Origin of the sequence: Nonomuraea sp. NPDC049695, from assembly GCF_040674955.1 — a bacterium.
In the GTDB taxonomy this organism is placed as follows: Bacteria; Actinomycetota; Actinomycetes; order Streptosporangiales; family Streptosporangiaceae; genus Nonomuraea; species Nonomuraea helvata.
Genome location: NZ_JBFANV010000004.1, coordinates 179,782 through 191,960 on the forward strand (window position 1 = coordinate 179,782; position 12,179 = coordinate 191,960).

Annotated in this window: 13 protein-coding genes; 8 read left to right on the forward strand and 5 right to left on the reverse strand. The window is 69.0% G+C overall.

All coding sequences use genetic code 11. The annotated features are described in order from the left end of the window. Window positions 1–44 precede the first annotated feature (44 nt). The gene (locus tag AB0J64_RS05670; protein WP_364021168.1) at window positions 45–1,064 is read right to left on the reverse strand and encodes a GDP-mannose 4,6-dehydratase; all 1,020 of its coding nucleotides are present in this window, start codon (window positions 1,062–1,064) and stop codon (window positions 45–47) included. Window positions 1,065–1,313: 249 nt separating this feature from the next. On the opposite strand from AB0J64_RS05670, the gene AB0J64_RS05675 reads away from it, so the two are divergent. The 4 genes from AB0J64_RS05675 (at window position 1,314) to AB0J64_RS05690 (ending at window position 5,463) form a co-directional block, all read left to right on the forward strand. Then, a complete protein-coding gene (locus AB0J64_RS05675; protein WP_364021171.1) occupies window positions 1,314–2,570 on the forward strand; it encodes a glycosyltransferase family 4 protein in 1,257 nt (418 codons plus the stop codon). A 3-nt stretch (window positions 2,571–2,573) separates the two neighbouring features. After that, window positions 2,574–3,284: a methyltransferase domain-containing protein gene (locus AB0J64_RS05680; protein ID WP_344992041.1), complete on the forward strand. Its 711-nt coding sequence runs from the start codon at window positions 2,574–2,576 to the stop codon at window positions 3,282–3,284. Then, window positions 3,281–4,336: a prenyltransferase gene (locus tag AB0J64_RS05685; RefSeq protein WP_364021174.1), complete on the forward strand. Its 1,056-nt coding sequence runs from the start codon at window positions 3,281–3,283 to the stop codon at window positions 4,334–4,336. The genes AB0J64_RS05680 and AB0J64_RS05685 overlap by 4 nt, the downstream gene beginning before the upstream one ends. A 131-nt stretch (window positions 4,337–4,467) precedes the next feature. Then, window positions 4,468–5,463, forward strand: a complete 996-nt coding sequence (locus tag AB0J64_RS05690; RefSeq protein WP_364021176.1) for a DUF1702 family protein — start codon at window positions 4,468–4,470, stop codon at window positions 5,461–5,463. A 163-nt stretch (window positions 5,464–5,626) separates the two neighbouring features. Here the strand turns inward: AB0J64_RS05690 and AB0J64_RS05695 are convergent, their stop codons facing one another. Then, a complete protein-coding gene (locus tag AB0J64_RS05695; RefSeq protein WP_364021409.1) occupies window positions 5,627–6,256 on the reverse strand; it encodes a class I SAM-dependent methyltransferase in 630 nt (209 codons plus the stop codon). 86 nt (window positions 6,257–6,342) lie between these two features. Between AB0J64_RS05695 and AB0J64_RS05700 the strand changes: the two genes are divergently transcribed. Genes AB0J64_RS05700 through AB0J64_RS05710 form a run of 3 tightly spaced genes read left to right on the forward strand, consistent with a single transcriptional unit; the run spans window position 6,343 to window position 8,105 of the window. Next, complete coding sequence (locus tag AB0J64_RS05700; RefSeq protein WP_364021179.1) at window positions 6,343–6,795, forward strand: pyridoxamine 5'-phosphate oxidase family protein; 453 nt, start codon at window positions 6,343–6,345, stop codon at window positions 6,793–6,795. Next, a complete protein-coding gene (locus tag AB0J64_RS05705; protein ID WP_168009876.1) occupies window positions 6,792–6,983 on the forward strand; it encodes a ferredoxin in 192 nt (63 codons plus the stop codon). Before AB0J64_RS05700 ends, AB0J64_RS05705 begins: the two co-directional genes overlap by 4 nt. Before the next feature lie 33 nt (window positions 6,984–7,016). Beyond that, complete coding sequence (locus tag AB0J64_RS05710; protein WP_364021183.1) at window positions 7,017–8,105, forward strand: Zn-dependent alcohol dehydrogenase; 1,089 nt, start codon at window positions 7,017–7,019, stop codon at window positions 8,103–8,105. A 55-nt stretch (window positions 8,106–8,160) separates the two neighbouring features. Here AB0J64_RS05710 and AB0J64_RS05715 read toward each other — a convergent pair whose 3' ends face one another. Both AB0J64_RS05715 and AB0J64_RS05720 read right to left on the reverse strand, forming a co-directional pair. After that, entirely contained in the window at window positions 8,161–9,414 is a 1,254-nt protein-coding gene (locus AB0J64_RS05715; RefSeq protein WP_364021186.1) for a hypothetical protein, read from the reverse strand. 221 nt (window positions 9,415–9,635) lie between these two features. Next, entirely contained in the window at window positions 9,636–10,124 is a 489-nt protein-coding gene (locus AB0J64_RS05720; RefSeq protein WP_364021188.1) for a hypothetical protein, read from the reverse strand. Window positions 10,125–10,202: 78 nt separating this feature from the next. Between AB0J64_RS05720 and AB0J64_RS05725 the strand changes: the two genes are divergently transcribed. Further along, window positions 10,203–10,859, forward strand: a complete 657-nt coding sequence (locus AB0J64_RS05725) for a helix-turn-helix domain-containing protein (protein ID WP_364021191.1) — start codon at window positions 10,203–10,205, stop codon at window positions 10,857–10,859. 316 nt (window positions 10,860–11,175) lie between these two features. Here the strand turns inward: AB0J64_RS05725 and AB0J64_RS05730 are convergent, their stop codons facing one another. Further along, window positions 11,176–12,177, reverse strand: coding sequence for a sugar phosphate isomerase/epimerase family protein (locus AB0J64_RS05730; protein ID WP_364021194.1), 1,002 nt, complete (start codon window positions 12,175–12,177; stop codon window positions 11,176–11,178). Between the last annotated feature and the right edge of the window lie 2 nt (window positions 12,178–12,179).

The window sequence follows — 12,179 nt, forward strand, 5'->3', positions numbered from 1 at the left end:
TGCCCCAGGCGGCTACCGCGAGGCGATCATGAAGACACCGGAGCTCACGGCCAGGAATCCTCGTACGGGTCGGCCCCGTCCGACAGGAGCCGCAGGTCGGATTCGACCATCATCGCGACCAGCTCGTCGAACGACACACCCGGCTCCCACCCCAGCTGCGCCCGCGCCTTCTTCGGATCCGCGCACAGCAGGTCCACCTCGGCCGGACGGTGCAGCGTCTGGTCGGTCACCACGTACCGCTCCCAGTCCAGCCCGGCGGCCGCGAACGCCGCCTCCACCAGCTCCCTGACCGACTTCATCCGCCCGGTCCCGATCACGTAGTCCTCGGGAGTGGCCGCCTGCAGCATCAGGTGCATGGCCTTCACATAGTCGCCGGCGAACCCCCAGTCCCGACGGGCCTCCAGGTTCCCCAGCCGCAGCTCCGTGGCCAGCCCCAGCTTGATCCGGGCCACCCCCAGCGACACCTTCCTGGTGACGAACTCGGCCCCCCGGCGCGGCGACTCGTGGTTGAACAGGATGCCGGACACGGCGAACATCCCGTACGACTCGCGGTAGTTCTGGGTGAGGAAGTGCCCGTACGCCTTGGCCACCCCGTACGGCGAGCGCGGGTGGAAGGCGGTGCGCTCGTTCTGCGGCGTCTCGCTGACCTGGCCGAACATCTCAGAGGAAGAAGCTTGATAAAAGCGGATCTGTCCGGATGAGCCCGAGCCCCGCGACGCCCCCGAGCACACCCGGATCGCCTCCAGCATGCGCAGCACGCCCATCCCGGTCACCTCGGCCGTGAGCTCCGCCTGCTCCCACGACATCGGCACGAACGAGATCGCCCCGAGGTTGTACACCTCGTCCGGCTGAACCCGTTCCACCGCCGAGATCAGGGACCCCTGGTCCAGCAGGTCTCCCCGCACGACCTGGACGTCGGTGAGCAGCTTGCGCATCCGGGAGACCCGCGGGTTCGCCTGCCCCCGGGCCAGCCCCCATACCTCATAGCCCTGTTCGAGCAGGTGCTCCGCCAAGTAGGAACCGTCCTGGCCGGTGATGCCGGTAATCAGAGCGCGCCTGGCCAAGGGTCCTCCAACTATTGCGTACCGCATCCCTTTGGCACGGGAATGTACAGGTAAGCGCACTGACAGGGCATCAGAGCACCTAGAACGTGTTCCACCGAACCACGCTCGGTTACAGCAACGTCGCAGTTCGCACGACGTGTGACGGCTAATGTGAACAATTCCAGGCGACCTACCGAATGGTAGCCTTCTCGGACTAAGGTCATCTTCACGGTACACGCCCGTCTCTGGGCCAAACCGGCGGGGAAAGGGGTGTCCGTGCAGGAGGAGGAAGGCAGGCTGCGGGTAGCGCTGCTGTCCTATCGCAGCAAGCCCACCTGTGGCGGTCAGGGCGTCTATCTCCGCCACGTCAGCCGCGAGCTGGTCGCGCTCGGCCACCACGTCGAGGTGTTCTCCGGACAGCCCTATCCCGAGCTGGACGAGGGCGTCATCCTGCGCGAGGTGCCCAGCCTCGACCTCTACCGCGACGAGGACCCGTTCAGAACCCCCAAGCTCGACGAGTACCGCGACTGGATCGACTGGCTGGAAGTCGGGACGATGTGGACGGCCGGGTTCCCCGAGCCGCTGACGTTCACGCTGCGGGCCTACCGCGAGCTGAAGAAGCGCGTCGGCGACTTCGACGTCGTCCAGGACAACCAGACCCTCGGGTACGGCCTGCTGGGCATCCAGCGGATGTTTCCCGTGGTCGGCACCATCCACCACCCGATCAGCGTCGACCGGCGCATCGAGCTCGAGGCCGCCACGGGCGGCAAGAGGCTGAGCCTGCGCCGCTGGTACGGGTTCGTGAAGATGCAGGCACGCGTCGCGCCCCGGCTGAGTCCCATCCTGACCGTCAGCGAGTCGTCGCTGGCCGACATCCACCGCGACTTCAACGTCCCCCAGGCGAACATGCGCCTGATCCCCCTCGGGGTCGACACCCGCTACTTCCACCCGCGCCCGGACATGCCCAGGCGCAAGGGCTCGATCGTGGCGGTGGCCAGCGCGGACTCGCCGATGAAGGGCGTCGCGACACTGCTGCGCGCGGTCGCCAAGCTGGCCACCGAGCGCGACGTGAACCTCACCGTCGTCAGCCGCCCCACCCCCGGCGGCCCCACTGAGCAGCTCGTCCAGGAGCTCTCGCTGCAGGACCGCGTGCGTTTCGTGCACGGCATCTCCGACGAGGAGCTGGGCGAGCTGGTCGCCACCTCGGAGATCTCGGTCGTCCCCTCGCTCTATGAGGGATTCTCGCTGCCCGCCGTCGAGCACATGGCCTGCGCCACCCCCCTGGTGGCCAGCCGTACGGGGGCGCTGCCCGAGGTCGTGGGCGACGCGGCCATCCAGGTGACCCCCGGCGACCCCGAGGAGCTGGCGTCGGTGCTGCGCCGCCTGCACGACTCCCCCGAGGAGCGCGAACGGGTGGGCAAGGCCGGATACGACCGCGTCATGGAGCGCTACACCTGGCACGTCGTGGCCAGGAGAACCGTCGAGGCGTACCGCGAGGCCATCGCGAACCACAAGAGGAGAGGCTGACCAGTGCTGACCGTGGACTTCGCCCGGCTCCCCGTCGGCCCCGGCGTACGCGTGCTCGACCTGGGCTGCGGCGGCGGCAGGCACGCCTTCGAGGTGCTGCGCCGGGGAGCGGACGTGATCGCGTTCGACATGGACCAGTCGGAGCTGGACGGCGTGGCGGCCATGTTCGCGGCGATGGACAAAGAGGGCGAGGTGCCGCCGGGCGCGAGTGGGCAGACCGTCCAGGGCACGGCTCTGGACATGCCGTTCGAGGACGGCAGCTTCGACCGGGTCATCGCGGCCGAGGTGCTGGAGCACATCCCCGACGACATGGCGGCCATGCGCGAGATCTTCCGCGTGCTCAAGCCGGGCGGAACGGCGGCCGTGACCGTGCCGAGCTTCCTGCCCGAGCGCATCTGCTGGGCGCTGGACGAGGCCTACCACACGGCCCCCGGCGGACATGTCCGGATCTACACGCTGGCCGAGCTCTCGGCGAAGCTGAAGGCCACCGGGTTCGAGATCGGGCCCCACCACCACGCCCACGGGCTGCACGCGCCGTACTGGTGGATCAAGTGCGCCGTCGGCGTCGGCAACGACGACCACCCGCTCGCCAAGGCGTACCACGAGCTGCTGGTCTGGGACATCATGAAGCGCCCCGCGGCGACGAGGATCGCCGAAGCCGTGCTCAACCCGATCATCGGCAAGAGCGTGGTCCTGTACGTCAGGAAGCCATGATCTCCCGCGCGGAGGTCGTGCGGACGGCCGAGAGCATCGCGGCGATACAGCAGGACGACGGCGGCGTGCCGTGGCCGGAAGGCCACGTCGACGCCTGGAACCACGTCGAATGCCTGATGGCCATGGCCGTCGCGGGCCTCGGGGAGCCCGTACGGCGCGGCTACGCGTGGCTGGCCCGCCACCAGCGCCCCGACGGCTCCTGGCCGATGAAGCTGGTCGACGGCGTGCCCACAGAGCTGGGCTGCGAGAGCAACCACGCCGCCTACGTCGCCGCCGGACTCTGGCACCACCATCTCGTCACCGGCGACCAGGCGTTCACCGAGGAGCACTGGCCCATGGTGAAAGCCGCGCTCGACTACGTGGCCGGGCTGCAGACGGAGCGGGGCGAGATCGTCTGGGAGCGCGACGCCCGCGGCAGGGCCTCGACGTACGCGCTGCTCACCGGGTGCTCCTCCATCCACCAGGGGCTGCGCTGCGGCGTGCTGCTCGCCGACCACCTGGGCGATCCGCAGCCGCACTGGGAGCTGGCCGCCGACCGGCTGGCCCACGTGCTGGCAGCCCATCCCGAGGCGTTCACCGACAAGAGCCGCTTCTCCATGGACTGGTACTACCCGGTGCTCGGGGGCGCGGTGCGCGGGCGGCAGGCGTTCGAGCTGCTGGAACGGGAGTGGGCGACGTTCGTGGTGCCCGGGCTCGGGATCAGGTGCGTGTCCGACCAGCCGTGGGTGACGGGGGCGGAGACGTGCGAGCTGGTGCTGGCGCTCGACGCCCTGGGGGACCGGGAGCGGGCGGTCACGTTGTTCGGGGACGTGCAGCATCTGCGGCACGAGGACGGCTCGTACTGGACGGGGTGGCAGTTCGCGAACCGCAAGCACTTCCCCCACGAGCGGTCCGGGTACACGGCCGCCGCGGCCGTCCTGGCGGCGGACGCGCTGCTGGAGCTGACACCGGGATCGGGGCTGTTCCGTGACATCGCGGGGACGGCCGTGTCCGACCCGGAGAGCTGCGGGTGTGCCGCCGGCACCGGGCTCGTTCGGCTGGAGGACCTCTGACCTCGCCTGGCCCACGGGGCACAAGCGCTTTTGCGGGTTCTTTGCCCCCGAAATCCGGTGCGTCGCCGAGGATCGCCGCAATGGGCTTACTAGCTTCGGAGTGACTCGTACGAGGCGTCTTCGGGGGAAGCGTGGGCGACGCGGGCACAACCTTGCTCTTGGATCAGGTCAGGACCGAGCCGACATTGTCCACGGCGACAGGGCTGCGGAGGTTTCTGGCCAAGGATCCGCTGGAGTCCGATCTGAGCCGACGACGGTTCCGGGTCAGAGGCGGGCTCTCCCGGACGGCATTCACCAACGCCGAAAGCTCATACGTTTTCGGCTTCAACGCGGTGATGTCCCGGGAAGTCGAGAAGATCGAGGAAATAACGCCGGATCAGCGGCCCTTCGGCTACGAGGGGGCCGCGGCCGCCTGCACCGTGCTCGACCTGCTCACGCTGACGCGCGGCAGACGTCTTCACGAGCTGCTGACCGGCCCCGCCCAACATCATCGCCACGCCGCCTACCTGGGAGCCGGTCGCGCGTACGCACTGCTGCGGCTGCGCCCCATGCGGGGAGCGAGGCGGGCGCACCCGGTGCTGCGGTGGCTGGCGGTGGACGGGTTCGGCTTCCAGTGGAGCCTGACCAGGGCCGATCGCATGGTGGGCGAGCGTATGATGCCCGACCTGCTGACCAGGGCGCACTGTGCGGTGTTCGACCAGGGGCTGGGACGGCTGCTCTGGTACCACGACTGCGCCGCGCCCGACGACGTCGCCGCCAGGATCGGCGGCTACCCGCCGGGGCGGCGGGCCGATCTGTGGAGCGGGGTCGGGTTCGCCGCCACGTACACCGGCGGTGCCGAGTCCGAAGAGCTGTGGTGGCTGAGCGAGCACGCCGGGGCCGACGGGTTCCGCGCCCATCTGGCGCAGGGCTGCGCGTTCGCCGTGGCCGCCAGGCTACGCTCGGGGACGCTGCCGGACCACACGGCGCAGGCGGTGCCGATCCTGGCGGGGGCCGGCCCGGAGGAGGCCGCGTCGTGGACGGACGAGGCGCTCATCGCGCTCGGGCACGAGGCGCACACGCACGAGGACTTCCAGCACTGGCAGTCCCAGACCCGCCGCTCCTGGACCCGCCGCCACCGCTACTGAGACGCCACTCAGACCTGCCTGGCCGCGGGCATGGCGGCCGCCCAGGCCGCTCACGTGGGACCAGCACGGCTCACGTCGAACCGGCGCGGCTCACGTCAGACCGGCGCCAGGGAGGCGTGAGCGGCACGCTCAGAGCCGGCACGGCCGGGGAGAGCCGACCCCGTCAGATCCCGGGGCCGACGCGTTCCAGCACGCGCAGCGAGCCCTCCACCGACACCTCCCTGAACGCCCCCGACCGCAGCGCCCGCTGGTAGATCCGGTACGGCGCCTGCCCCCCGTCGGCGGGATCGGGATAGATGTCGTGGAACACCACCGCACCACCCTCCATGACGTGCGGCGCCCACCCCTCGTAGTCCCGGGTCACGGGCTCCTCCGAGTGTCCCCCGTCGATGAACAGCATGCCCAGAGGCGTGTTCCAGAGCGCGGCGACCTGCTCCGACCGGCCCACGATCGCGATCACCTCGTCCTCGAGCCCGGCCGCCGCGATCGTCGTCCTGAACGTCGGCAACGAGTCCATCTTCCCGAACCGGTGATCCACCAGCGTCGGATCGTGATGGGCCCATCCGGGCTGGATCTCCTCCGAGCCCCGGTGATGGTCCACGGTGACGACCACGGACCCGGCCTGCCTGGCCGCCGCGCCGAGGTAGACGGCCGACTTGCCGCAGTAGGTGCCGATCTCGCAGATCGGCCCGAGCTTGCCGTACTGGCAGGCCGCCTCGAACAGGGCCAGCCCCTCGTCGGCCGGCATGAATCCCTTGGCGTGCTTGGCTGCGTGGCGCAGCTCTGACGGCATCGACATAGGGATGCACCCTAGCCGAACCGAATAACATTCCAGGAGCCCCCTTGCAGGGCCGTTCTGAAACCTGTTCTACTTACAACGTGAATCAGCGCGCTCGCATCGCGATGTCGGACGACGACGTCACCGCGTTCCTCGAGAGCTCACGCAAGCTGCAGCTGGCCACCATCAACCCGGACGGCATGCCGCACCTGGTGACCATGTTCTACGGGCTCGACGAGGGGCGCATCACCTTCTGGACCTACGCGAAATCCCAGAAGGCCCGCAACCTGGCGCGCGACCCCCGGGTGAGCTGCCTGGTCGAGACCGGCGACGATTACGGCGAGCTGCGCGGCGTCCTGGTGTACGGGAAGGCCGAGCGGGTGGACGACCGCGATCGCGTCATGGAGGTCGGCCTGATGGTCGCCCGCCGGATGACTCCGGGCGTACCGGACGAACTGCTGCTCCCGTACGTGGAGCAGACCGGGCGCAAGCGGGTTGCGTACGTCGTCGAGCCGACGAAGGTGGTCTCATGGGATCACAGGAGGCTCACATGAAAGTCAAGGTCGACGAGCTGGTCTGCGAGGCCAACGCCGTGTGCATGGGGCTCGCGCCGGAGGTGTTCGAGGTGGACGACGACGACCAGCTCCACATCCTGCTGCCGGAACCACCCCCCGAGTTGCAGGACCGCGTCCGCCACGCGGTCAGGTCCTGCCCCAAAGCCGCTCTGTCCCTCGAGGAATAGCCAGCCCTACGCCTGAGTTCGAGGAGGAACCCCATGCGCGCCGCGATCCTGCACGCCGTAGGCAACGACAAGCTGGACATCCGCGACGACGTCACCCTGGCCCCCGTCGGGCCGGCGGACGTACGCGTACGGATCAAGGCCACGGGCGTCTGCCACTCGGACCTGTCGGCCATGACCGGTGTCCTGCCGCAGCCCGTGCCGTTGGTGCTCGGGCACGAGGGCGCGGGCGAGGTGGTCGAGGTCGGCGAGCACGTCACCTCGCTCAAGCCGGGCGACCACGTGGTCATCAACTGGCGGCCGGGCTGCCAGGAGTGCGACCTGTGCCTGGGCGGCCAGCCGTACCTGTGCATCAAGTACGTGGTCGAGGCGTTCACCAAGGGCAACTTCCGCTTCGGGGGCGACGGGGCGACGGCGTTCGGGATGGCCGGGTGCGGCACCTGGGCCGAGGAGATCGTCGTGCCGTGGCAGGGCGCGATCAAGATCGACGAGGACGTGTCGTGGGAGGCGGCGGCCTTGATCGGCTGCGGCATCACGACCGGCGTGGGCGCCGCGATCAACACCGCCAAGGTGCGTCCGGGCTCGACGGTCGCGGTGATCGGCTGCGGCGGCGTCGGCCTCTCGGTCATCCAGGGCGCCCGCCTCTCCGGCGCCCGTATGATCCTCGCGGTCGACCCCCTGGGGTCCAAGCACGAGCTGGCCAAGAAGGTGGGCGCGACTCACGCGGTGACCCCGGAGCAGGTCCCGGAGGCCCTCAACGAGCTCACCGCCGGCGCGGGCTTCGACTACGGCTTCGAGGTGGTCGGCAAGTCGGCCACGATCCAGAGCGCCTGGCAGCTCACCCGGCAGGGCGGCGACGTCATCGTGGTCGGGGCGGGCGCGGTGGACGACATGGTGTCGATCTCGGCGTTCAGCCTGCTGTTCGAGGGCAAGAACCTGCTGTCCAGCCTGTACGGGGAGGCCGACGTGCGGCACGCCTTCCCCTACTTCGCCAAGCTCCACAAGGCCGGCAAGCTGGACCTGGAGTCGATGATCAGCGCCCGCATCCGCCTGGCCGACCTCAACGACGCCGTGGAGGCGCTGCGGGGCGGCGAGGTGCTCCGCCAGATCGTCGTCATGGACTGACCTTTCGGGAGCCGGCCGCGAGGAGCGTGCGCTCTCGCGGCCGGCGAGCTGCTGATCAGTGGCGGTAGATGACCGCTCTCTGCCCATCGCAGCAGTTCGCCGACCCGGCCAGCAGAAGTGTCGAGGTACCGGGGACGCGGGCCAACGCGTAATCGTTCCAGTCCTCGCTCACCGGGCCGCCGACGTTGAGGTACAGGCGTGTCCATGTACGCCCGTCGTAGTGCAGCAGCATGATCCGTGATGCTTGGGGCATGCCGTACTCCCACACGTCGTTGGTGCCGACCACCCACACGTCGTCGGGGCCTAAGGCGGTCACGCTGTGCAGAGCGCCCTGCCAGTCGGGCAGTTCGACCTGCTTCCAGGAGGTGCCGTCCCAGTGCAGCACCAACAGCCGGCCGCTGCCGCTCTCCCGGCAGAGCACCTGGGTGCCGCGCTCACCCACGGCCCAGACATCGGAGGGACTGTTCTGCCAGATGCTCCGGACGGCGCCGGTGCCCAGCTCCGGCAGGGGCATCTCCACGGGTGAGCTCCGGAAGGACTCCCTGTGCCAGATCGCCGGACGCGAGCCGGCGCATCCTGTACGCGTCCGGCTCCCACCGATCCAGGTGTGCCCGGCGCCGGAGTCCACGGCAGCGAAGCTTCCTGCCTGCTTGAGCTCCTGTTTGCCGAAGCGCGTGCCGTCCCACGACAGCAGCACGGGGGTTTCGTAGTTGTCGCCACCGCTCAAGACGCTTCGTGATCCGATCAGTACGGCCCGCTTGCCGTCCACGGCCACATCGCTCAGGGCGTATCCCGTCGCCTTGCCAAGAGGAGTGCCAAGAGGGGTGAACGCCCTCCAGACGCGACCATCCCAATGCAAGGCGAAAGGAGCGTCCTCGTCGCCGCGCGCGTTCCCCACAGCCCAGACGCTGTTTGGACCGTCGGCGTCGATACCCTCCAGCGGGGTGTCGATCGCAGCCGGAAAACGTTCCGACATGTTCTCCACCACACGCCAACGCCCACCGTCCACGCGCAAGAGCACGCCCTCGGCCGGCTCGTCCTCCGCATCGGCGTAGTATCCGACGGCCCACGCGGTGTCCGGGCCCGTTGCCACGACATCTCTCAGCGACGTCGCCACCCGCTCGTCCCGCGCCACGATCTGCCGCCATCCGACCGCCTCCATCCCCTCCTCCTTGGGCGGCTCGGGCGTCACCGCCGGGAGCATGGTCACAGTCGGTGCGGGGCTCGCGGTGAGTTCCGGCTCACCCGTGCACGCCACCAGCACGAGCAGGCAGGACAGCACCACTATTGCCGTCCGGCGTCCCTTCACGGTACGAAGCTGACCACTTGCGAAGCCATGACGGTGGCCATCGGGAGCAAGACCGACAAAGACCCGCGGAACATCAGAACTCCCGATTCTCAGAGGATCAGGTCGTCAAAGATACACAGTTCTGTAGCGCGAGCTCGGTTATCTGGGATGCTTCGCCCTGGTACGGGGCATCCCATCCTGCAGCATTGAGGCCGGATCGGTGGTTCAGCGGTCGGCGCGGATCAGCGGCAGGCCACGTCCTCGATCAGGCGCCGGCCGTTGTACTGGGGACCGCCGGGATCGTCAGGACCCGAGTAGTCACCGTGTTTGGCGAGGATGCTTACACAATGGTGCTTGCCGTAGACCCTCACCGGCCCCGCGTAGTACTTGAAGTGCCCGTCGTCCGCCTCGATGTTGTCCTTGACGACCTCCGACGGCCACGTGTCGTTCCACATGGTGATGGCCATCGGCGTGCGCTCGCCGTACCTCGATTGGCCGGGACGCTTGGCGAGGACGGCGCAGTTCCAGCCGGTACGGGCGTTGTAGTACAGCTTGATGTCGCTGAGGTAGTAGTACTTGTGCGTGATCTCGTCCTTCAGCGGCAGGGGCCAGCTCTTCACCAGTGACCCGGTGCAGCCGTACCCGCCCGCGCTCGCCGACGCGGAGCCGCCCACCTGCAGGGCCAGGACACAGACGATCGGGAGCAAGACCGACAGAGACCTACGGAACATCACAGCTCTTGGCTGTCGCAAGATCATGCCGACCAAGATACACAATTCCGGAGCACGTGCTCTGTTATAGTGGTGGACATGCCTCGTCCTCGGGTCCACGATCTTGATCGTTTGCTGGACGTCGCCGAGCAACTGGTGGCCGACGGCGGTCCCGAGCGGTTCACGGTACGAGCGCTGGCGACGGCCTCCGGGGTGTCGAACGGCGCGATCTACCACGCGTTCGGGTCGCTACCGGTGCTGCTCGGCCGGCTGTGGCTGAGAGCGGCGGGAGATTACCTGGACCTGCAGACCGAGCTCGTCGACGCGGTACACGGAGGCGACCGCGAGGCGGCAGTCGAGGCGGTGGCGGCGGCGGCGAGCACCCCTGCGGTGTTCGCCGACCGCCGGCCCGCCGCCGCCCGCATGCTCGTGGCGGTGCGCCGTGACCAGTTGCTGGGTCCCGAGGTGCCGCAGGAGCTGGCCGAGGCTATGTTCGCCCTGGACAAGCGGTTGGTGGCGCTGCTGACCCGCCTGTCGCGGGCGCTGTGGGACCGAGCTGACGGGGCCAGCGTCGAGGTGGTGACGCTCTGCGTGGTGGACCTGCCGACCGCCGTGTTCCGCCGAGCGCTGGCCGAGCCGACCACGGACGGCAGGCCCGTGATCGGAGCCGACAGCCGAGAGCGCCTGAAGGCGGCCGTCCGCGCGGTGCTCGCCCTTCCGCCGCCTCCACGGGCCGTGCGGCCATCTGGCGGTTGACGCGTCGACGACCTTCTTGCCGGAACTGATGGACAAGGATCCGACATCGCATTGATCGCTGTAAGAAGATCAGCGGCTCTGTGCGCGCTCAAAGGTCAAGACCAAGGCCCACTGGAGAACCGGTCATGTAGTGATCAGACGCGCTCCCGTCAACTTCTCAAGGGCCGCAAACGCATCCTCCCGACCGGTCAATCAATGACGACTTCGCCTCAGGCCGACGCCGGGGGTGCGCGAGGGGCGGGAGCCTCCTGGGGGGCGCTGCCTGGAGCTCCGTGCGCGCAGCGCCGCCCTTGGGGAAGGCCTTGCTGTCGGCCCCCTACGTCGTCGAGAAGGCGGCGTCGAAGGCGGTGGCCGGTGGGGTGATGGAGTTGAGCTTGCGGATGTACGCCAGAGCCTCCCTGGCCCCGTCGAGGCGGTCCATCCCCGCGTCCTCCCACTCGATCGAGATCGGCCCGTCGTAACCGATCGAGTTCAGGGCACGGAAACAGTCCTCCCACGGCACGTCACCCCGCCCCGTCGAGACGAAGTCCCAGCCGCGGCGCATGTCCGCCCACGGCAGATGCGAGGACAGGCGGCCCTTGCGGCCGTCCCCGACGCGCATGCGCGTGTCCTTGCAGTCCACGTGGTAGATCCGGTCCTTGAAGTCCAGGATGAACCCGACCGGGTCCAGGTCCTGCCAGACCATGTGCGACGGGTCCCAGTTCAGGCCGAACGCGGGACGGTGACCGATCGCCTCCAGCGTCCGCTGGGTCGTGTAGTAGTCGTAGGCGATCTCGCTCGGGTGGACCTCGTGGGCGAAGCGGACCCCGACCTCGTCGAAGACGTCGAGGATCGGGTTCCAGCGATCCGCGAAGTCCTGGTAGCCGGCCTCCACCATCGAAGCGGGCACCGGCGGGAACATGGCCACCGTGTGCCAGATCGACGACCCGGTGAAGCCCACCACCGTGTCCACGCCCAGCAGCGAGGCCGCCCGGGCCGTGTTCTTCATGTCCTCCGCCGCGGCCTGGCGTACCGACTCCGGGTCGCCGGAGCCCCAGATGCGGGCGGGCAGGATGGACTTGTGGCGCTCGTCGATGAGGTCGCAGACGGCCTGGCCGACGAGGTGGTTGGAGATGGTCCAGACCTTGAGTCCGTGCTTGTCGAGCTGAGCGCGCTTCTGCTCCACGTACGACGGGTCCGCCACGGCCTGGGCCACGTCGAAGTGGTCGCCCGAGCAGGCGATCTCCAGGCCGTCGTAGCCCCATTCGGCCGCCAGCCTGCACACTTCCTCGAACGGCAGGTCGGCCCACTGCCCCGTGAACAGGGTGACAGGTCGCATGC